General features: G+C 70.0%; 17 protein-coding genes and 3 CRISPR repeat arrays. All 17 genes read right to left on the reverse strand.

Features of this window, described 5'->3' with window-relative positions; all coding sequences use genetic code 11:
* Positions 1-304: 304 nt before the first annotated feature.
* On the reverse strand, positions 305-472 hold the full coding sequence (locus tag ACFWU3_RS33190; protein ID WP_384444841.1) for a hypothetical protein: 168 nt from the start codon (positions 470-472) through the stop codon (positions 305-307).
* 2,132 nt (positions 473-2,604) lie between these two features.
* Positions 2,605-2,991, reverse strand: coding sequence for a hypothetical protein (locus tag ACFWU3_RS33195; RefSeq protein WP_384444843.1), 387 nt, complete (start codon positions 2,989-2,991; stop codon positions 2,605-2,607).
* The gene (locus tag ACFWU3_RS33200; protein ID WP_384444845.1) at positions 2,988-3,254 is read right to left on the reverse strand and encodes a hypothetical protein; all 267 of its coding nucleotides are present in this window, start codon (positions 3,252-3,254) and stop codon (positions 2,988-2,990) included. The genes ACFWU3_RS33195 and ACFWU3_RS33200 overlap by 4 nt, the downstream gene beginning before the upstream one ends.
* 601 nt (positions 3,255-3,855) lie before the next feature.
* Entirely contained in the window at positions 3,856-4,254 is a 399-nt protein-coding gene (locus tag ACFWU3_RS33205; protein ID WP_384444847.1) for a hypothetical protein, read from the reverse strand.
* Positions 4,251-4,535, reverse strand: a complete 285-nt coding sequence (locus tag ACFWU3_RS33210; RefSeq protein WP_384444849.1) for a hypothetical protein — start codon at positions 4,533-4,535, stop codon at positions 4,251-4,253. The genes ACFWU3_RS33205 and ACFWU3_RS33210 overlap by 4 nt, the downstream gene beginning before the upstream one ends.
* 295 nt (positions 4,536-4,830) lie before the next feature.
* Positions 4,831-6,079: a CRISPR direct-repeat array (repeat unit 17 nt; unit sequence GGACCATCCCCGCGCGT).
* A 25-nt stretch (positions 6,080-6,104) separates the two neighbouring features.
* Positions 6,105-6,470 carry a hypothetical protein gene (locus tag ACFWU3_RS33215; protein ID WP_384444851.1) on the reverse strand — a complete coding sequence of 122 codons (366 nt, stop codon included), beginning with the start codon at positions 6,468-6,470 and terminating at the stop codon, positions 6,105-6,107.
* Between the two features lie 8 nt (positions 6,471-6,478).
* Positions 6,479-6,736: a hypothetical protein gene (locus tag ACFWU3_RS33220; protein WP_384444853.1), complete on the reverse strand. Its 258-nt coding sequence runs from the start codon at positions 6,734-6,736 to the stop codon at positions 6,479-6,481.
* Between the two features lie 333 nt (positions 6,737-7,069).
* The gene (locus ACFWU3_RS33225; protein WP_384444854.1) at positions 7,070-7,741 is read right to left on the reverse strand and encodes a nucleotidyl transferase AbiEii/AbiGii toxin family protein; all 672 of its coding nucleotides are present in this window, start codon (positions 7,739-7,741) and stop codon (positions 7,070-7,072) included.
* Positions 7,738-8,106 carry a hypothetical protein gene (locus tag ACFWU3_RS33230; RefSeq protein ID WP_384444856.1) on the reverse strand — a complete coding sequence of 123 codons (369 nt, stop codon included), beginning with the start codon at positions 8,104-8,106 and terminating at the stop codon, positions 7,738-7,740. Before ACFWU3_RS33230 ends, ACFWU3_RS33225 begins: the two co-directional genes overlap by 4 nt.
* Positions 8,107-8,304: 198 nt before the next feature.
* Positions 8,305-10,225: a CRISPR direct-repeat array (repeat unit 25 nt; unit sequence CCATCCCCGCGCGTGCGGGGAGCAG).
* A 92-nt stretch (positions 10,226-10,317) separates the two neighbouring features.
* Positions 10,318-10,674, reverse strand: coding sequence for a type I-E CRISPR-associated endoribonuclease Cas2e (cas2e, locus tag ACFWU3_RS33235; protein WP_384444858.1), 357 nt, complete (start codon positions 10,672-10,674; stop codon positions 10,318-10,320).
* Positions 10,671-11,636, reverse strand: a complete 966-nt coding sequence (gene cas1e, locus ACFWU3_RS33240) for a type I-E CRISPR-associated endonuclease Cas1e (RefSeq protein WP_384444860.1) — start codon at positions 11,634-11,636, stop codon at positions 10,671-10,673. Before cas1e ends, cas2e begins: the two co-directional genes overlap by 4 nt.
* A 3-nt stretch (positions 11,637-11,639) precedes the next feature.
* On the reverse strand, positions 11,640-12,404 hold the full coding sequence (cas6e, locus tag ACFWU3_RS33245) for a type I-E CRISPR-associated protein Cas6/Cse3/CasE (protein WP_384444862.1): 765 nt from the start codon (positions 12,402-12,404) through the stop codon (positions 11,640-11,642).
* A complete protein-coding gene (gene cas5e, locus ACFWU3_RS33250) occupies positions 12,404-13,108 on the reverse strand; it encodes a type I-E CRISPR-associated protein Cas5/CasD (protein ID WP_384444864.1) in 705 nt (234 codons plus the stop codon). The genes cas6e and cas5e overlap by 1 nt, the downstream gene beginning before the upstream one ends.
* Positions 13,105-14,301: a type I-E CRISPR-associated protein Cas7/Cse4/CasC gene (gene cas7e / locus ACFWU3_RS33255; protein WP_384444866.1), complete on the reverse strand. Its 1,197-nt coding sequence runs from the start codon at positions 14,299-14,301 to the stop codon at positions 13,105-13,107. Before cas7e ends, cas5e begins: the two co-directional genes overlap by 4 nt.
* Positions 14,298-14,993 (reverse strand): type I-E CRISPR-associated protein Cse2/CasB, encoded by a 696-nt coding sequence (casB, locus tag ACFWU3_RS33260; protein WP_384444868.1) that lies wholly within the window; start codon positions 14,991-14,993, stop codon positions 14,298-14,300. Before casB ends, cas7e begins: the two co-directional genes overlap by 4 nt.
* Positions 14,990-16,699, reverse strand: a complete 1,710-nt coding sequence (gene casA, locus ACFWU3_RS33265; RefSeq protein ID WP_384444870.1) for a type I-E CRISPR-associated protein Cse1/CasA — start codon at positions 16,697-16,699, stop codon at positions 14,990-14,992. Before casA ends, casB begins: the two co-directional genes overlap by 4 nt.
* Positions 16,692-19,601: a CRISPR-associated helicase Cas3' gene (gene cas3 / locus ACFWU3_RS33270; protein ID WP_384444872.1), complete on the reverse strand. Its 2,910-nt coding sequence runs from the start codon at positions 19,599-19,601 to the stop codon at positions 16,692-16,694. The genes casA and cas3 overlap by 8 nt, the downstream gene beginning before the upstream one ends.
* Positions 19,602-19,761: 160 nt before the next feature.
* Positions 19,762-20,888: a CRISPR direct-repeat array (repeat unit 29 nt; unit sequence GGGACCATCCCCGCGCGTGCGGGGAGCAG).
* Positions 20,889-20,907: the final 19 nt, after the last annotated feature.

Consider the following 20,907-nt stretch of genomic DNA (forward strand, 5'->3'; position numbering starts at 1 on the left):
CACTCTCCCTGCTTCGCAGGGAGAGTGAGGCTTCGTCCGCTGCGCTTCCGAAGCCGTGGTGACTGCGCCACCACGTGGGGTCTTCCGCTTCGCTCCAGACCCCGGGCGGGTTCGCTCCGCTCCCCCGCTCGGCCCTTCGGCTCCGCCTCCAGGGCCGTTGAAGCCCGCTGACGCGGGCGGCTAGCAGTAAGGATTGGGGCTGTCGCTCGTGTTCGGGGTGGCGGTGCATCGGTTTGATGCACATGTAGCGTTGGGGGAAGTAGGGCACATCCCCTAATCGCCCTGGACGTCTGTGGTTTCCGGACTACGTCGAGTATGAATACAGGCGGTCGACTTCGGTGAATCCGGCTGATTCGTAGAGGGAGTTGGCCGCTGTCCGGTCCCGTTCGTCTCCGGGTGGGGCGTCGTCCACATAGAGGATCGCTTCCCGCGCCTCCAGCCCGGCGAGCGTCTCCAGCGCTGATCCGAGCATGGCCCGCCCCAGCCCCGTCCACGTGCGGACGGTTCCACGCTGATCCACCACAGGACACCAATGCCCTCCAGCGGGATGCCGACAACGCCTTCGGCGACGAGGGCTCCGTCGTGGCGGGCTTCCCGCAGCGCCAGTAGCCGCATACGGTCACGGCCGACCGGTACGGCTCGGCGAGCAGCGCGGGCGCGGTGGGGACGGTCCACTCGGGCCAGTTCGCCGCCCAGTACCCTGCGGCCCGCACACGACCGGGTACGCACCCGGCAAGCGCGGCCACCGCCTCACCGAACAGGCCCGGCCCGCAGCGGCCACATCAGCCGCGTAGCGCCGTGCAGCCCGCACCCCGTGCCGGTGAGCAATGGCCGTCGTGGCGTAGCGCGGCACGCCGAGCAAGTCGTCCGAACCATCTCCCGACAGCCGTACGTCCACGCCACGCGTGGTGGCACGTTCCGCCATGGCCGCGTTGAGATCCGGGCGCCCATCCAACCGGGGCCCGCACGCGCACCAGCGCGGCACCGCACTGTCACGCTCGGGGTCGATCACCTCCAACTCGACGCCGGAGAGACCCAGGCCATACGTGAGGCGGGAGACCACGGCCAGCTGCTCGACGGTCCCGCCCTGCTGCGCTGCTACGCGGAGGCCCCGCCGACGCGCCCCACCCCGGCGCCGCAGGCCGGCCCCGTTCCCCGACACCGCACGCCCTCCGCCCTCCGCCCTCCGCCCTCCTGTCTTTTCGTGTCGGAGAAGGGCTGCAGAGGGGAAGTCAGCACTGTCCGAGGTCACCCGACCATCAGTGAACGCCCGCTGACCTCGCACCATGCCTCCACGCACGCAAACGTCCCCGCCAGCCGGTATGACCGATGGTGCGACCGTTGATGTGACCGATGCTGACACCGATGGTGTGACCGTTGATGTCCCGGCCAGGCCGGGAGCCGAGCGCTCACAGACACCCGGCCGGGACGCATCGCCCGGACCGGCTCCGCCCAGCCCCCGGCGCGCGGAGGCCCCGCCGACGCGCCCCACCCCGGCGCCGCAGGCCGGCCCCGTTCCCCGACACCGCACACCCTCCGCCCACCCCACCATGATTGTCGGAAAAGGGCTGTAGAGGGGAAGTCAGCGCCCCGGAAGGTCCCCGACCATGCCGGAAAGGGCCCGGTGACCTCGTACAACGCAACTGCACCACGGCCGCATCACCGCAGGTCAGCGCAACCCCAACCGCAACCCCAAGAGCAAGTGCATGCGCAACCCCAAACGCAACCCCATACCGCAACCCACCCAAGCCCGGTGTACGGCTACTTATGCGGGTACTCGAGCGCCTACTTGCACCCCAACTCATGCCGGAACTTATGCCGGTACTTGTGCACCTGCGACACACGCCCCGTAGATCAACGGCACAGCAGCCGGCCGACCGCACACTGGAACCTGTTAACTCCAAGCGCTCCCATGCTGGAGTAGCTGGGTGAAGCCCTGAACGGCCGTCACGTCCCGTTCAGGGCTTCGCCTTACCCAGAACATCCCCACCCCAGCCCGGCGCACAAAAACCCCGGACCACGGCACGGTGAAGTCCAGGGCGACTGGGGACCGTCCCCGCGCATGCGAGGAGCAGTCCACCCCGCCGGCGAGCAGCGTCGTCATCCGGGGACCATCCCCGCACGTTCAGGGAGCAGCGGTCAACCGGCGAAACCCCTATGGCCCGAACGGGGATCCCCGCACGTGCGGGAGGCAGTCGAGCAGGTAGCCGTGGGGGCAGGCCGCGTAGGGACCATCCACACGCATGCGAGGAGCAGCACATGGCCCGGAGAACGCGTTGTCCGTCAGGGGACCATCCCCGCGCGCACGAGGAGCAGGACGAGGGAGCCGTACTCCTCACTGTCCCGCAGGGGCCATCCCCGCGCACGCAGGGAGCAGGCGTACGCCCGGAACAGCATCCTCAAGCCGACAGGACCATCCCCGCGCGTGCGAGGAGTAGATCGGCCCGATGATCGGCTTGTTCGTCGTGTCGGGACCATCCCCGCGCGTGCGGAGAGCAGACGTACTCCCAGGCAGAGCACATCTTCTTGGCGGGACCATCGCTGCGCGTGCCGGGAGCGCCGTTCTAGCAGGCGCGGGAGCTTTCCTGCTGCGTAGGGTGCGGCTCAGCGGTTGAGGTCGAAGACGCGGACATCGAGGTCGGTGTAAGCCGTGGGATTGACGGTCGCGACGAGGGCGTCCATGTCCCACTGAGGAAGCATGCGGGCTGCATGGGCTGCCACCGCCACCCCCACGGGCGTACCGTTCCGGTGCATCTGGGCAACCGTCAGAGCGGCCGGGTAGTCGAGATCGAGCATGTGCAGGACGTCGAGCTGCCCCACATGCTCGGCAATGCCAGGATGATCGAAGTCGGCCTGGAGCACGGCCAGCACCGGCACCCACAAGCGCACCTCGGGTTCGAAGTTGGCACGATGGATGAGAGCAGAGACCTGCCGGTTCCCAGACAGGGCGAGCAGAGTGGGCGTGTCAAGGACGAGGTGGTGCTGGATCACGCGGCATCGCCGCGCGCCGGCCGGGCGAATACATCCCGCAGGCGGCGGCCCATCGCCGCGCTCTCGTCGTCCGTCACCTCGGTACCGAAATGCTCCGCCAGATAGGCCCGCGTCACGTCCGCACGCTCACGCCGCTCCTCATCCGTGAGACTCGATTCCGCGAACTCCTGCACCAGAGAACGGATAGACGTCCCACGCGACTCCGCCAGCACAGCCAGCCGGTCACGCACCTCAGCAGGAACCCGAATCATCGCATCAGCCATACAGAAAGTATACGCCACAGTATACGCGCGGGAGAAGAAATCCCACACAGCCCGCGCAGGCGGGAGCAAACGCCGCTGACCACGAGAGCGCTCCGGGGTAGAACGCTCCCCGCGCGCGTGCGGGGAACAGTCCGGCCGACCGCTGCTGGAGAACCGGATCACTCGGGACCATCCCCACGTCTGCGGGGAGCAGCCGAACGTCGATGTGTTCGAGGAGCCATCCCCGCGCGTGCGAGGAGCAGGCGACGGCCGCCGGCACCCCGCGACGAACTGGTGGGGACCATCCCCGCGCATGCGGGCAGCAGGCGGTCGAGGGCCCCGGCCTGGTGCAGCCCAAGGGACCATCCCCGCGCATGCGGGGAGCAGTGCGACGTCGGCGCGTTCTTCCAGACCTCGTTCAGACCATCCCCGCGCGTGCGGGGAGCAGGCGGCGTCGCCGTGACGGCCGACCTTGAAGGGGGGGGACCATCCCCGCGCGTGCGGGGAGCAGGGGTTACGTGCGGAGAACCGGCCGTTCCGGTTGGGACCATCCCCGCGCGTGCAGGGAGCAGGAGGCGGGGCGTGTAGGTATGCGGCACTGGTAGACCACGATCTTGGCGTGTTAGTGGAGTCCGAGCATGCCGGGTGAGTCGATGTCGACGGTGACCACGCCGGGCGGGTAGGCGTCCTCGTGACCGGTCAGCAGGATGGACATGCCGGTGAACTCCGGCCTGGGCAAGGCGCAATAGAGGGCGTGGCAGGTGTCGAGGCCGCCGTAGCCGTCCCGGATCATGGTGCCGACGCTGACCGCGGCGACCATGTCGAGCGGGTCGACAGTGACCGAGGAGAAGGCCAGTACACGGCGCGCGGCGCCCTCGTCATCGGCTTCAGCCTGAGCCAGGCACGGCGCGGGGATCCGCAGCTGCTCCCCCGGCGTCAGGGCCATGTTGCCGGCCAGCAGGCTGAGCGTCTTGTGACCACGGGCGAGCGCAGTCACCGCGCCGGTGTCGAGAATGATCACGCAGCCGAGTCCCGGGCCATGCGCGCCTTGTCCGCAGCGATCTTGTACAGATTGCCCAGCACATCAGGAGCCTGATCGAACTCGACATCACTGATCGCCACCCCCAACAACCCGCGCACCGCCTCCCGGTCCGCCGCCAGCCGCTCCGCGCGCTGCGCCGCCGTCGGCTGCTCAGCAGCCAACGCCTCCACCAACTGCCCGATACTCACACCCCGCTCCCTCGCCAACTCGGCAAGATGATCACGCGTCTCCCGCGGAACCTGAATCGTCGTCGATGCCATAGCAACACTATAGAACATCTACAGAAACGACGCAGTCAGCAGCACGCAGGCATTGGGCGCAGCCCCGTCGCGGACGTGGAGCAGACCGAACCGCAGCCCCATCGCGCGCAGCTTGCGAGACCATCCCCGCGCGTACAGGGAGCAGCCACCGGAGGCGAGCGCGAGCACGGCTCCCGTCGGGCCATCCCGCCCGTACAGAGAGCAGAAGGTGTGCCAGCCGGGCAGCGTCGTCTAGAAGAGACCATCCCCGCGCGCGGACAGCAGACCTGCCGGGGGCTTTCGTCATTTCTGCTCTGGGATCATCCCCGCACGTGCGAGGAGCAGCACTCGTCCAGCACGCCGGGACCTCGTACCGGGGGCCATCCCCACGCATGCAGGGAGCAGTTCGTGGTCATCGACCTGGACAACGCGGTCGAGGGATCATCCCCGCGCGTACGGGGAGCAGATCAAGTGCCGCGACAAGATGAAGGCCGGCCAGGGACCATCCCCGCGCGTGCAGGGAGCAGCCTGGTGCCGGGGTTCGGCCCGGACGGGCGGGGGGACCATCCCCGCGCGTGCGGGGAGCAGACAGCCTGCTTCGACTCACCGATGGAGATGGGGGGACCATCCCCGCGCGTGCGGGGAGCAGGGCACGCCGACCGGCGGTACGTACACGCTGACGGGACCATCCCCGCGCGTGCGGGGAGCAGACGTCGACGTTCATCTCCCGCACCCGTAAGGCGGGACCATCCCCGCGCGTGCGGCGAGCAGACCTACCTGAAGTCCATTGAGCACACCCGGTCGGGATCATCCCTGCGCGTGCGGGGAGCAGGTCCGGCGTCATGGCGTCTCCCGCGGGGCCCGGGGACCATCCCCGCGCGTGCGAGGAGCAGTGGTTGAACGCCTGCTTGCCGAGCGTCACATGGGGATCATCCCCGCGCGTGCGGGGAGCAGATTTTCAGTTTGGCGGGTCTCTGACCTGCGCCGGGACCATCCCCGCGCGTGCGGGGAGCAGCGAACCGGTCGGTGGAGAACTGAACGGCAGGCTCGGGACCATCCCCGCGCGTGCGGGGAGCAGCTGTCCGGTGGCGAGGCCATCATGCGGCCCGAGGGACCATCCCCGCGCGTGCGGGGAGCAGCGGTACGCCTTGGCCTTGTTCGGGTCGCCTCCGGGACCATCCCCGCGCGTGCGGGGAGCAGGAGGCGATTCGTGCGTTGTGGGTGGATGGTGTGGGACCATCCCCGCGCGTGCGGGGAGCAGACCGGCATCGAGGACGTCACGATGCAGGACCTGGGACCACCCCCACGCGTGGGGGGAACGGCCGGTGAGGATCTTCGACAGGCCGTCGAAGCCGGGACCACCCCCGCGCGTACGGGGAGCAGAAGCCGATGGCGGCGCTGATCATCTCCGTGGGGGGACCATCCCCGCGCGTACGGGGAGCAGGGCGACGATGGCCTCGACGAGCCGTCCCGCCCGGACCATCCCCGCGCGTGCAGGGAGCAGGCATCCGACCTGAACGTGAAGCGCCGCACGAAGGGGCCATCCCCGCGCGTGCCGGAACAAGCAGGCGACAACGGGTGACGTAGCCCTCAAGTGAGGTCCAAGACGCGAACCGCCTCACCGCTCCATCTGTCCGGTTGTGTGGTGGCGATGATCGCCCCGGAAGGTCGTTCCGGGGTGGGCTGCGCGACGTACTGGCTGTGGGCTGCTGCCCAGGTCTTCTGCCGGGCTACAGCCAGGGCTGCTGCCAGGTCCAGATCGAGGACGGTGACGCCGGGCAGGGAAGCCAGGTGCTCCGCCGTACCGGGCCGGACTCGGTCGGCCTCAACCAGCGCACACGCCGGCGCATAAAGGAACCAGTCGGCCTCAGCGTGGGCTCGGTGAATAAGACGGGAGGCGAGAACATTGCCCTGCCCCGCCGCGGCCATCGCAGAGTCGTCCAGAACGATGTGCATGGCATCACTCACAGGACGGTCACCCGGGCCAGGCGCTGGTCCAGCTCGCTGTCCAGGACTTGCTCTTCGGTCTCGGTCGGGGCATAGCCGTTCCACGCCTTCAGCGCGACCCGCGCCTCCTCGGCCCTCTCGACCCTCTCAGCCGGCGTCAGAAGAGTCTCAGCCAGACGCGCAAGATACGCGCGCAGCGACAGCCCTTCCGCCGCAGCTATCGCGGCGAGCCTGTCTTTGGCTTCCTCGGGGATACGAATGTTGGCATCGGTCATCGTCGCGTTCCCTTCCGCTCCCCCACAATACGGGTACGTACCCGTACCCGTATGAGGTTTCAGAAACGGCACCGCAAAGCCCACCCGACGAGGGGCTCGAAACCGATGAGCCCGTGAGGGCAGGACGTGCGGGGACCGGACCATCCCCGCGCATGCGGGGAACAGACCGGCCGACCGCTGCTGGAGAGTCCAACCGGATCACTCGGGACCAGCCCCGCGCGTGCAGGGAGTAGTCCGGTTCCAGGCCGGCCGCGCGGAGCTTCCGGGGACCATCCCCGCGGCTGCGGGAAGTGTTCACCACCACCTGCACCAACCGGGAAGCAACGGTCGTGCTCAGTCTTCGTCGGGGTCTTCGTCGGCATGTAGGCGGGCATCGAGCTCAGCTGTCCAGGCAAGGGCCCAGGTGCGCAAGGCGGTGAGCTGCTCCGGGGTCAGGCCGTAGGCGGTGTAGTCCGGATCATCCCACCACTCGGCGCCGGCGAGTCGGTCGCGCAGATCCTGCAGGCTGAACTCGAAGCGGGCGTGGCGGCGGCCGAGAGTCTCCAGGTCAGCGTTGGAGCGGTGTCGGGATGCGGCATGGACATCGATGAGATCGCGGACGGCGCCCCGGTCCGCCAGGGCGCGAACTTTGGTGCCGATCACGTCGTCGAGCGCGAGCACGGGACCGTACTCGGTCTCGGCGGGCGGACTCCAGAACGCTTCCTTGAGGATGTCGACCTCGCATTCCTCCCCGGTGTCCGGGTCGCTGGCGATGAGCCGGCCGGACAGGGCCCCTGTCTCGATCTGCCGGATGCCCCAGCCTCGTGTGGCAAGCCCATCGCTGACCGTGTTGACGATGTCGTCGATCGTGGCCGGGTTCTCGGTGGCCACGTCGAGGTCCTGGCTGAGACGGTCGACCAGACCGTGAGCTTGCACGGCGTACCCGCCGGTGATCACCAACGGGTACGGTGCTCCGATCGCGAGGACATCGGCCAGCAGCCGGCGGTGCAGGTCGTTCAGGTTCACGCGGCCCTCTCGCTCCGGGCCGAAGCCAGCTCAGCGAAGGCGGCTTCCCATGCGTCACGCAGCGGCCGGCTGATCAGGGTCCGCAGCACCGGCCACTGTCCGATGAGCAGGTCCCGGTTCAGGTAGTCGATCAGGTCCTGGCACTGTCCCTCGGCCAGCACTGTCCGGTACAGGCCCATCCGTGACCGCGGCTGCTCGACGTCGTAGGAGGTTCGCCCCGACCAGACAACATGCAGCGGAAGATCGACCGTGCCACTCGTCGGGCCGGTCAGATCCTCGAGACGCGCAGGCAGCCGCTTGGCGTACTGCTCACGCAACAACTCGAAAGCGTTCGGCACCGGGAAACGAGAAGACGAAACAGCCATGCCCGATTATCACCTGCCAGGCCGGGCCGGTCACCCCAAACCCCGTACCACGGCCCCGTTGGCCGCTGCACCACAGTGGGGAACCACCCCCACACGCGCGGAGGGAGAGCAGCGTGCGCCGTCGGTCGTCGTGGCAGGCAGGTCCTGATCATCCCGCGGGGTGCAGCACATCCAGAAGGCGCGGGCGCCGATGATGTGGGGCCCATCCCCGCGCGTGCGGGGAGCAGCCCTCGTAGGCGCCCAGCTCGCCCGCCCAGATGGGACCATCCCCGCGCGTGCGGGGAGCAGTTGTCCGCCTCCTTCGTGTAGCCGAACAGCGAGGGACCATCCCCGCGCGTGCGGGGAGCAGCGCACGGGATGACGGTGCGGCCGTTGGTGAGCGGGACCATCCCCGCGGGTGCGGGGAGCAGCTGGGTGCCATCCCCGGCAAGGTCGGCCGCTGGGGACCATCCCCGCGCGTGCGGGGAGCAGAAGCTGATCGGCGTCGGACTGGACGACGCGAAGGGACCATCCCCGCGCGTGCGGGGAGCAGTGGGTCAAGGACCGGCTGCGCAATGACCCTGAGGGACCATCCCCGCGCGTGAGGGGAGCAGCAGACCGCGCAGCTTCGCGGCGGCCGCCCTCAGGGACCATCCCCGCGCGTGCGGGGAGCAGAGCAGGAGGTCGACCGCGATCCGGATGAGCGTGGGACCATCCCCGCGCGTGCGGGGAGCAGGCGGTGCGGTGCCTTCGGCACGCAAGGTTCACGGGACCATCCCCGCGCGTGCGGGGAGCAGGGTGGAACTCAGCGCCCTGCACACGTTCCGTTGGGACCATCCCCGCGCGTGCGGGGAGCAGCGGCCCAGCTGCCCGAAGTACGGGGAGCGCGGAGGACCATCCCCGCGCGTGCGGGGAGCAGCCTCGGGGACTACGCGGCCAGCGCCCCCAACACGGGACCATCCCCGCGCGTGCGGGGAGCAGCCGTCATGGGAAACCTCTTGGGTAATACCTGGGGGACCATCCCCGCGCGTGCGGGGAGCAGACCTACCAGGAAATCGCGACCGCGCTCGGGCAGGGACCATCCCCGCGCGTGCGGGGAGCAGATGTGTGGGTCATTCGCCATGACGATCGTGTTGGGACCATCCCCGCGCGTGCGGGGAGCAGGTGCTGGTCTGGGTCGATGACCGGCCCGGACGGGGACCATCCCCGCGCGTGCGGGGAGCAGGACCTCGACCCGATCAAGGGCGGACTGTCCGAGGGATCATCCCCGCGCGTGCGGGGAGCAGGTGATGGGGCCGACGACCATGATGCGGCGCATGGGACCATCCCCGCGCGTGCGGGGAGCAGTGGGGACTACTCATGTCCCCGCCGTGCACCAAGGGACCATCCCCGCGCGTGCGGGGAGCAGGGCGTCGGTCATGTGGTGGTCGCCTTCGGCTCGGGACCATCCCCGCGCGTGCGGGGAGCAGTCCTGCAAGCGGAAAGCCCGGAGATCGCAGTCGGGACCATCCCCGCGCGTGCGGGGAGCAGATGTGCAGGGGGTCGCGGGAGATGAGGGTGTGGGGACCATCCCCGCGCGTGCGGGGAGCAGCCTCGGCTTGGATGCTGACCGTGTCGTCTTCCGGGACCATCCCCGCGCGTGCGGGGAGCAGGCCAACGGCCGACTGCGGGACCTGAACGGCCGGGGACCATCCCCGCGCGTGCGGGGAGCAGTCACCTATGCGCCACTTGACCAGGCAGGCCCGGGGACCATCCCCGCGCGTGCGGGGAGCAGAGGCCGAGGATGCTGATGACGTCGGTGCCCTCGGGACCATCCCCGCGCGTGCGGGGAGCAGTCGAGTCCTGGCCTGTACGAGGGACTTAGCGAGGGACCATCCCCGCGCGTGCGGGGAGCAGGTTCCCGCGGTGGTCCCGCTCTTCGACGGCGGGGGACCATCCCCGCGCGTGCGGGGAGCAGAGGCCGGCCCACTACGAGGTGTTCCGGCGGGCGGGACCATCCCCGCGCGTGCGGGGAGCAGTCCACGGCCTTCGCGCGGATCATGTATTCGCCGGGACCATCCCCGCGCGTGCGGGGAGCAGGCCGTGACCCACCTCCCGAACGTGATCAAGATGGGACCATCCCCGCGCGTGCGGGGAGCAGACTCCGTGACCTGCAGCTTTAGAGCGCCCGGACGGCGTTCTGGAGTACTTCCACCGAGGCCGACAATTCCCTGAAATGGAACATCGAGCTTGTTATGCCCTCCCGTAACGGCGGCGTTTGGACGCTCTGCTCCAGCGTTGGGGTGGCGACGTCGAGGGCCTTGCTTCTTCCGACTTCGGGCTGGGGCGGCAGATCAGAGTCAAGCCTTCGTGGTCTGTCGGGTGCCAGCCGTGGTCGTGGGTACGGAAGGTGAAGCCCTGCTCATTGTCTGTCGTGTAGGCGAGCAGGGCGCGGCCCTGGTTGGCGTATTGCTGAACCTCATTCCACAGTACGTCTCGGACTCGGGCTGAGGGACTGCCGATGAACACGCCGGCGGAGATCTCCAGAAGCCAGCGAGTGAGGAAGCCTCGCAGACCTGCCGGGCAATTGGTGAGGACGAGGACGGTCACCAGGCCATCTCCTCTTCGTCGGCACTGTCGTAATTGCGTCCAGATGCCACGGCGACATCTCCGTCGCTCTGGAGTGTGACGACGTCCCGATCGTCCGTCGTCGCCTGGCCTGCGGGGCCGTTCGGGATGAGGAGGCGTTTGATGTCGTCGACGCAGCGGTCCAGGAGGGATGTCTCGTTGATACGGTCACGAAGGGCGCGGCGGGTGCGGGAGCCGACGTCTTCTTCGTCCTGGGCAGCGATGTCGAAGGCGAGGGGGATGCCGATTTCCGTCTTGTAGAGGTCGGCGATATCGAGGACGAACGACAACTCGTGGCCGGAGTGGACGAAGCCTAGAGCCGGGCTGCAGCCGAGGGAGGTGACGACTGCGTGCGCGATGCCGTACATGCATTGAGAGGCTGCCGTAACGGCTTGGTTGACGGGATCTGCGCTGGTGAAGTCGCCGGGCGCGTATTTGCGGCCGCGCCAGGGGATGCCGGTGCGGACGGCTTGCGCTTTGTAGCAGTCTTTGACGCGGCGGCCTTCTCGGCCGAGGAGTTCGTGGCGGGTGAGTCCGGAGGGGTCTTCGGTGGGGAACCGCAGCCGGTACATGGCGCGAGCGACGCTCAAACGGCTGCGCGGGTTGGCCCATTGGCGTGCCTGCGCTTCCATGAGGGCGGAAGAGCGCGTCAAGGCGCGGCCTGAGGCGTAGTAGCGCACGCCTTGCTCTCCGACCCAGCACACGGCTGCGCCCGTTTCGCCGAGGATGCTCATGGCCTGGTGGGTGATGCGGGTGCCGGGGCCGAGGAGGAGTGTGCCGATGGTGGCGGAGGGGATGTGGAGGGTGCCGTCGGCGTCCTGTGCGGTGATGGCGTTGGCATCCCGGTGGATGGTGCATCGCTCCAGGTAGATGAAGGAGAGCCGGTCGCCGGTGCGGGTCAGGTGGCGTGGGGTGAGTGCGGGGCGCTGGGAGACGGTGCCCATGGGTCAGTCGGCGGGGGCGAGGGTGATCAGGCCGCAGCCGTAGGCTCTGGCCCGGCCGATGCCCTGGGTGAGGGTGCGGCGCAGGGCTTGGGGGTCGGTGACTTCTAGTCGGCCGTCGAAGGTGACGGTAACGATGGTGACGGGCTTGGGCCGCCCGGCCCCTGGCTGGCGGGACCTGTCGAAGGACAGGTCTCGTTTGTCGCCGACGGTGAGTTCGTAGCGGTCCCCGTGGTGCTGGTGTTTGGCGTGCGTCACGCCGCCGGGCAGGAGGCGCTTGTCGGCAGGTTTCTCCAGGACGCGGAAGCCGGCGCGTTCCTGGCGTTCGAGGAGCCAGGCCGTCTGGTGAACGGGTGTGAGGTGGGCGGTGATCTTTTTGGGTTCGCCTTCTTTGCGGCGGATGGTGTGGACGGGGTTGGCGGTGAGTCTGAAGGCCCAGTGGTGGCCTGGGGTGAGGCGGGCGAGGAAGGGGGCGTAGGGCTTGGTCTGCCATCCGGGGCTCGCCGAATCGGACGCTGCCGCGGGCCAGCCGGCTTGCTCGACGAGGTGGGTCAGGTCGGGCTTGGACGGGCTGACGATGTACAGCAGTACTTCGGCGCGGGCGTGGTGGTCGATGCGCCACAGCACGCGCGGCTGGTCCGCTTCTGGGCGGTCGGTGGGCAGGATGCCGGGGAAGGAGGCCATGACGGCGGCGTGGAGCACTTGGGGTGAGGACAGGAGGCGGCGGGCGCCGGGGCGTGCTGTGTTCACGCGGAAGCGGGTGAGGTGCATCAGTCGCTCTCTTCCTGCAGAGCTGCGAACGGGTCGTGCCGTTTGGCGCCGGGGTGGGGGGCGTTGACGGTGGTGGTCGCGATGGTGCGCACGGTGTGGCGGCGGTGCGCCGGTGCGAAGCTGAGTGGCTGGTCTCGTTGGAGGTCGCCGGCTTGGCCGGGGCTTGCTTCGATCAGGACGTCGAGGGTGGCGGTGGGTTCGCGGCGCTGCCTGCGGTACCAGGGGGAGGCTTGCCAGGGCTCGGTCGTCAGGGCCTGCAGCAGGTCTCTTTTGTCGTGGAGGCGGAGTTCGACGGGTTGGGCGGGCGGGCAGGAGCGGCGGCCGAGGAACGGCGGGTAGACCGGGTCGCGTAGTGCTGCGCGGAGGCCGGTGAGGACGTCGCGTGGGCCTTCGACGGCGGCGACGAAGACGGCGTCGGCGAGGTAGAAGCGTTCGGTCAATGGCATGGATTTGCCGGTGTCGCCGTGGTGGGCGGTGTGGAAGTCACGGATCCGCACGCCGGGCTGGTCGATGCGGACGGCGAAGCGCAGGGCGGCCAGCGTTGCGAGTCGTGTGTCGTCCGCGCGGTCGATGCCGGCGGCGGCGGCGAGCAGGCCGATGACGCCGCTTTTGGTGGGGGCGGCTTCGGTGGTGCGGCGGGTGAAGCGGGCGGAGGCCCCCCAGGACTGCAGGGGGCCGGCGAGCAGGAGGGTGAGCACGCTCATGCGGGCTTCTCCAGGCGCTCGGTGACCGTTTGGCCGACTGCGGTGACGAGCGCGGTGAGGTTGTCGGACTCGGTGCCCAGTGCGGCGAGTTTCTGGGTTGCGGGGCCGACGCGCAGGACCCATGTGCGGGTGGACTCTTCGGCGCCGTAGGCGCGTTCGATGTCGGGAACGTATGCGGCCAGGCGCTCGGACGCCTCGCGGACGTGGCCGCCCTGGCCGTGGCGGACGGGTTCTTCGAAGGCTGCGACGAAACTGACGGGGCGGGTGGTGCGGAGTTTGACGATGACGGCGTCGGGGAGAGTGTGGTGCCCGAATGTGTTGATCTTTCCGGTGGGGAGGGAGGCGACGAAGCCGTGCAGGAACGCTTCGACGGCGCGGCGTACGGGGGTGGTGCGGTCCTCGTCGTCGCGCAGGCCCTGGCCGAGGTTGGCGGCGAGTTGGTGGACGCCGAGGGCGGCGTAGCGGTAGAGGGTGGCGGAGTTGAAGTCGACGGTGCCGATCATTCCGGCACCGGGTTCGGCGTCGGTGTTCTGGTCGTCGACGGCGGTGTAGTAGTCGGATTCGTTGTCGACGCGGTGGACGCTGATGGCGTGGGCGACCTGGACGGCGGCGTCGACGTTGATGTCGGCGGAGTCGGCGACCATGCGGCCGAAGAGGGCGATGTCGACGGAGTGGCGGGTGTCGGCGATCTGCTTGGCCTTGGCCTTGTTGTCCTTGTCCTTCAGGAACGTTTTGATGTCGGCGGCTCCGTCGACGGCGAGGCGGGCGAGGCCGTCGAGTTGGCGGGAGCTGAGGAACATCAGGTACTTCGACCGGGGGGCCTGATCGCCGGTGTCCCCGCTGTCCGTTTTGCTGTTGCGCTTGGGGACGTCGATGGCGGACCCGGTGGCGGTCTGCATCACCTCGGCAGCCAGGTTCAGGGCCGCATCTGCGGCGAGGGCCGGATCGAGGCCGGTGATGCGTTCGGCGAGGACCTCGGCGACCTTCTTGGTGCGGACGCCGAGTTCGCTGGGGTCGAGCAGGTGCTCGTCGCGGAAGTATTCGCGGGTGGCCCGTTTCCACGCCTGGCTGGAGACGCGGGCCCGCGGTACTCCCCCGTACACGGCGCTCTTGGGTGCGCCGGTGTCGTCCCGGTTGATGTTGCTGGGCGGGACGGTCTGCAGGGCGTGCACGTCGATGAAGATGCGGTTCACGGGGCGTCCTTGGTGTCGGGGGTCTCAGCAATGTCGTCGAGGCCCGGCTCGTGGGCCGGGGTGTGTGTGCCGTTCGGGGCGGTGTCGCGGCGGGCGTGGAAGGAGCGGCCCCATTCGCGGCGCACCGTGTCCGGGCCGCCCGGGTACTGCCATCGGTAGAGCTGGCTGGTGAGGAGGGCGTAGTCCAGGGGGATGTCCTCGCGGCGCAGCAGCAGGACGATGTCGCGCAGGCGCTGTGCGAGGGAGGTGAGGTCGGGTGCGGTGCCGGCCCGTACGAGGCGTTTGAGGAGCGGCTCGTCGATGTCGTCGGCGGGCATCAGGCGCCGCACCGCGGTGCCGAGGCCAGTTGGTCGCTGGCGGCTGCCGGGCTGGTGCATGCGGGTGGGGCGGGACTGCTGGTGCAGCGCCCACAGGGTGAGGGCGGCGTGCAGGGCGTCCTCGGCGCGGGTCAGGGCTTCTTCGTCGAGCGGCCGTGCGCCGTCAGGCACGGTGTGCAGGGGTCCGGTGTCGACGAGGGCCCACAGGTCCGGCAGTTGTCCTGCTTCCTTGCCTGCGCCGCGGCGCAGGCGGGCGAGCGCTGCGACGGCTTTTGAGTCGTCTCGCAGGTAGCCCTCTTGCAGGGGGGTGATGTGGGCTGCGGCGAGTTGGCGGAGGCGTTCGGGGACGCTGGGCGGGGCTGCGGTGGTGGTCATGCGGGCACCTTGGTGTCGGATGCGGAGTTCGGTGAGGTATCGCCCGGGTCGTCGCCCTCGGCGGCCGGCGGGTGTTCCAGTCCCAGGCCGGTGCGCAGGCGGTGGCGGAACCACCGGTCGGCCAGAGCCGAGTTGAGCCAGAGGGTGCCCTTCTTCGCGGGCACGATCCGGCCCTGCCAGGCCGCGTCACCGGCCTGGGCGATCAGCTCTTCGCCGAGCCGGGAGATGATCCGGTGCACGGTGTGCTGCCATGCGGTGCGCTGTTGATGCGGGTCTTCGGCCTGGGCCAGTGCGGCGAGCCAGGTGCGGTAGGGGGAATCGAGTGCTCCGAAGCCGCGGTCGCGGGCGGTGACACGGCGCCCGTCGCCGTCCGAGCCGGCGGCCCGCGCCAGGTCGGTGGCAAGATCTCCCAGCGCGCGGACGGCGAGGTCGGCGTCGCCGGCGGCGTCGATGGCCTGGCGGGCGTAGCTGCGGTCCTGCTGGTGCAGCAGGACGACGGCGAGCGCAAGATGGTCGTCGACGATCTCGTCGATCACGGACTGCTGGGTTCCGTAAGCGGGGCCGATGATGCGGGCGCGGATGAGGAATCCGGGGTCGAGTTCGCGTGTCGTGACCAGGCGGGCGATCCATTCGAGGATTCCCGGTCGCAGGTAGGCGGCTGCCTCCGCGCCCTGGCCGCTTTCGCTGCGGTCGGCGATCAAAGCGGCGATTCCCCGCCATGCGGACCGCTGCGGGTCGTGCTCCCGCGGGAGGTAGACCAGCGGGAGGCCGTGCTTCTTCTCCTGCGCCGGGCTGCGGCGCCAGGCCGTCATCGGCTCCAGAACGTGTCTGTTGCGGGCATTCAGCGGATCTCCGTAGCCCAGGACGACTCCATGCACGCCCTCGGTGTCGAAGTGGAGCCGCAGACGTCTGGACTGCCACGTGTACACGTCGCGCACCCCCGTGGGAGCCCGCTCCGCACCGCCCGGTCCGCTCGGCTCCCGCCGCCAGGCAGGCACATCACCTGCGCCGAAGGTCAGGGTGTCGGTGTCGGCGGCGATCAGGTTGAGGAGCAGGGTCTCGCGCAGCGTGGATCCTTCGACCAGGACGCCGCCGAGATTGCCCGCCCAACCGACACCCAGCGGATACACCTTGCCGCCCTTGACCCGGTCGTCGCCGACCGTGCCGGTCTTGATGCCGGAGGTGTCGTAGGCGTGCGCGTGCACGACCCAGCGGGCGGCCTCGGCGAACGTGAGCCGGTCCACGGTGGGCATCCGGGAGGTGAAGAACGGCTCACCGTTGGGGACATCGGCGACGATCCGGTTGAGGGAGAACACCTCACCCTTCGCGGTGCGCAGGCCCGCGGTCTGAAAGAACGGCGCCGTGGGGTGCAGGAGGTCGAACCGGCCGCAGTGCTCCTGCAGGTAGGGGACGGCCGGTGCCAGGGCATCGGGGTCGGCCCACAGGTCCGCCCAGTGGTCGATGTCTGCCGGCCCGTCGAGCGCGTCATGTGCAATCGCCAAGAGCAGGCGCAGGAGGGCGAATTCCTGCGTCGGCAGGTCCCCCACGATCCGCGCGAGTGAATCTGCCTGCGTGAACACGTCGCGCAGCGACAGTTCGTCCTCCGTGCCGTCGAGGCGGATCACGCCGATCCACGGCCGGAGCGTGAGATCGAACGACAGCACGCTGCCGCTGTCCTGCCGGGCTGATACGGGTAATTCAGACACGGGTCACCTCGAGGCCGTCAGCGGGGCTGTACCGGAGGAGGAAGCCTGCCAGGCGGGTCTGACAGTCCTCGTCGAGCGCGAGGATCAGCTGACCGGCAAGCCACGGACTGTCCTTCACCTGCCAGGCAGGCACGTAGAGTTCCTCGAGCTCGCCGATGGCACGGTCCATGACGTCGGCCTGGGAGAACTGGATGGGCAGCCGCAGCCCGCAGCTCGCCGCCGTACGTGCCGCGAAGGCCACCGGAACCTGGTCCGTGGGCAGTTCGAGCCCGCCGCGCTGCCGGCCCCGGCGATCCGGCCCGAGCCACGGCACCGTGGTCAACGTCCCGTCGCTGCGGCGCTGCACGACGACCACCTCCAGGCTTTCGCGGCTGTCGCGGACCTGAGCCCGGCCGCTGCGGGTGTCGTCCGCATCCCCCACGCCCGCGGCCACCCAGCCGAACAGCGGCCTGCCCGCCCTGCCGACCGGCCCGAGCCGGAACGTTGCCGCCCGGCCGGCCTGGTCCTCCCGGTGGCGGCGGTCGGCGGCCGCAGCCTCGTGAAGAGCCTCGGCCCAGCCCGGAGGACATTCCGCGTCGGGGGTGTAGGCGCGCTGGACCAGCGGGCTGATGTCCGCGGGCAGACGCACCGGACATCGCGCCGGATCGTCGAGATGCGGCTGCAGGGCGGCGGCGGAACGCAGCAGCGCATACGCCCCGTACACGGCGACGGACCCGCGTACCGGCTTCGGCACCGGCGCATCCCAGTCCGTCCCGGTGACCAGGCAGCGTGCCGTGCGCAGCCGTTCGGGACGATCGGCCTGGCTCTCCCCGCGATGGTGCCGGTGCAGTCGGCCCATGCGCTGCAGCAGCAGGTCGACCGGGCACAGGTCGGTTGCGAGGAGGTCGAAGTCGACGTCGAGGGACTGCTCCGCGACCTGGCTGGCGACCACGATGTGCCCGCCTGCCGGCCGGGCCGACGCCGGACCGGGGGGCCCGAAGCGCCGCAGCAGATCAGCGTCTTTCGCGGCACGGTCCACATCGACGAAGCAGGAATGCGCCACACTCACCCGCTCGTCACCGAACCGCTCCCGCAGCACCCGGGCCGTATCCAGCACCCTTTTCACGGTATTGCGGATCACCAGGACGCAGCCGCCGTCCGTGACCGCGGCCGCGAGCCGGTCCGCGAGCACCTCCAGACCGTCATCCAGCCGCTCAACCGCCACATCCGTGCCCCGGGCCGACGCCCCAGGCGCCCGCACGACCGGTACACCGCCCGGCGTCACCGCCGTCAGCAGCGGATAACCGCCCGCCTCTTCCGATCCGCCGGCCTCCCAGGGCGTGCCTGCATAGGCTGCGAGGAGTTCACGGCGCCGGCCTTCGGGCAGCGTGGCGGACAGCACCACCACAGGGACCCGGTAAGCGCCCAGCCATGACAGCACCCGGTCCAGATAGACACTCATGTAGGTGTCGTAGGCGTGCACCTCGTCGATCACGACCGTCTTGCCCGCGACGGCGAGGTGACGCAGCGCCAGGTGCCGGCTCTTCAGCCCGGCGAACAGCAACTGATCGACGGTGCCCGCGACGAACGACGACAGCATGGCCTTCTTCCGGCCCCGCAGCCACGCATGGGCGACCAACTCCGCGGAAGCCCGGCCGACCTCGCCCCACGGACGCTCCGCCGCCGGTGGGGGACTGTCCACGCCGATCGCGGTGATACGCCCGCTGCGGCGCATCAGTTCGGCGAAGTCTTCGTTGAGCGCAGCCTTGGAATGCGCCAGCAGAACCGAATGACGGGCCCCCGCCGCGGCGGGCAGCCGGCCCAGCCAGTCCAGCAACCGCGGGAACATGGCGTTGCCGGTAGCCATCGTCGGCAGCGCGAAGAACACCCCACCAGCCCCCGACCGGGCGGCGAAAATCTCGGCCACGGCCAGCGCGGCCTCTGTCTTCCCCTCCCCCATCGGCGCCTCGATCACCATCAGCCCCGGACCGTCCATGGCCCGCGCCAGCCCGATGGCCGCCTCCTGCACCGGCCGCACCCTCGCACCCGGCGGCAGACCGAACCGGGAGACGAACAGCTCCTGCGCCTCACCAGCCGGCTCCGCCGGGCTCCACGGCGCGGGCAGATCCAGCCCCTGCCAGGCTGCGGCCACACGCTCCCGGCTGCTGCGGCTCTCGTCCTGCGGAAAGTACGGGAACAGGTCCGGACTGCTCGCCACCCAGTCCGCCACGATGACCACCGCGGTCAGCAGCACCTGCACCGGCTGCGGCAGCTGCACACCCCGCCAGGCCGCCAGCCGCCCGCTGACCCCGTACTCCTCGGCGCACGCCTGAAGCAACTCCCCCTGCACCCGCCGCCACACCGCCTCACTCACCCCCGGCGTACGCAGCAAATGCCCGCGGCCCTCCACCGCCATGATCTGGCCGTACTCAGGCGGAACCCCGTGATGCCCGCCCACCACCACCGTGAACTGCCCCGCCTGCTTCACCGACCACCCGTGCCGCTCCCGCAGCCACTCCCCCACCAGCACCTGCCCCGCCAGCCCATGCGGCACAACCCGCCGGTCCGGCCCCAACGCGGCCACCGAACGCATCTGCAGACCCTCAACCCGCATCCGATCCGCAAGCTGCTCCACCTGACAAGCAAACGCCGGCGTCGCCTTCCCCACGTCATGCACCCCCGCCAGCCACACCACCAGCCGCCGCGCATCCCCCTCACCCCCCGGCAGAACATCCGCGATCAAACGCCGCACCCCAGCTGGCAGCCAGCCATCCCACAACCGGCCCGCGACCGCCGCACAATCCTCCAAATGCCGCCACAACGGCAACCAGCCATCCGACACCCGGTCATGCTTCGCCCACACCGACAACACCGGCCCAGCAAGCCGACCCCGCAACCCCGACCCTGTCCCCCCAGCCGTCATGCCAGATACCTACAGCCAAAACCCCACCCACACAGCACAAACAAGAAAGAAGACCACGATCCACAACCAGTCCAACCACAACCCGCACGAAACACCCCCACCACCGCTAACCTGTGCCCCCGCCCAGCATTCCGGTGCGCAACAACCACCCCCTACGCACGACAGCACCCCCGCGCATGCGGGGAGCGGCGCTTCTTCGCGGTCGCCTGGCTGACGGGCTGGGACCATCCCCGCGCGTGCGGGGAGCAGAGCCTCGTCCGCCAGGCGCAGCGCCCGGTCCCGGGACCATCCCCGCGCGTGCGGGGAGCAGCAGATGCCGTTGAACGTGGGCTTGAGGATGTTGGGACCATCCCCGCGCGTGCGGGGAGCAGGTCCGCCTCGCCGCTTTCAGTTCGGCCTGCGTGGGACCATCCCCGCGCGTGCGAGGAGCAGGGGATCGTCTCGCCGTCGACGTCGGTCAGCCAGGGACCATCCCCGCGCGTGCGGGGAGCAGGACCACGTGGGCATCTACATCGGTGGGGGCAAGGGACCATCCCCGCGCGTGCGGGGAGCAGCCGGCCATCTTCGCGATGCGGCCGAGGCCCAAGGGGACCATCCCCGCGCGTGCGGGGAGCAGGTCAACGCCGCGTCGAACGCGTCCCGGTGCCCGGGACCATCCCCGCGCGTGCGGGGAGCAGTCGGGGTGTTGGTGGTGTCGGGGTGGGGTGCCGGGACCATCCCCGCGTGTGCGGGGAGCAGGTCGTACAGGCTGGTGAGCTGGTCTTCCGTCAGGGACCATCCCCGCGCGTGCGGGGAGCAGGACGAAACCTGCTGGTCAACGGCATCGACATCGGGACCATCCCCGCGCGTGCGGGGAGCAGTCTACGGACACACGCTGGGTGGACGGTGGGGAGGGACCATCCCCGCGCCTGCGGGGAGCAGGGCGGATCCGGCGCGGTCGACTGGGAGGCCAAGGGACCATCCCCGCGCGTGCGGGGAGCAGCCGACGGGGCTGGTGGCCCGCCACGCGTACGGGGGACCCTCCCCGCGCATGCGGGGAGCAGCCGACGGCGCCTGGGCCCGGTGGTGCCGGTCCAGGGACCATCCCCGCGCGTGCGGGGAGCAGGTGTAGCACGGTGACCGGCTCATCCGGCAGCCGGGACCATCCCCGCACGTGCGGCGAACAGACCGCGGCGAGGTTGCGGTACGGGTGCCCGGTGGACCATCCCCGCGCGTGCAGGGAGCAGCCAGCCGGGCTCGTGGCCCGCCATGCGTACAGGGGACCATCCCCGCGCGTACGACGAACAGGCCGTCGGGCACGTAGGCG

Source organism: Streptomyces sp. NPDC058685 (assembly GCF_042714725.1).
GTDB lineage: Bacteria > Actinomycetota > Actinomycetes > Streptomycetales > Streptomycetaceae > Streptomyces.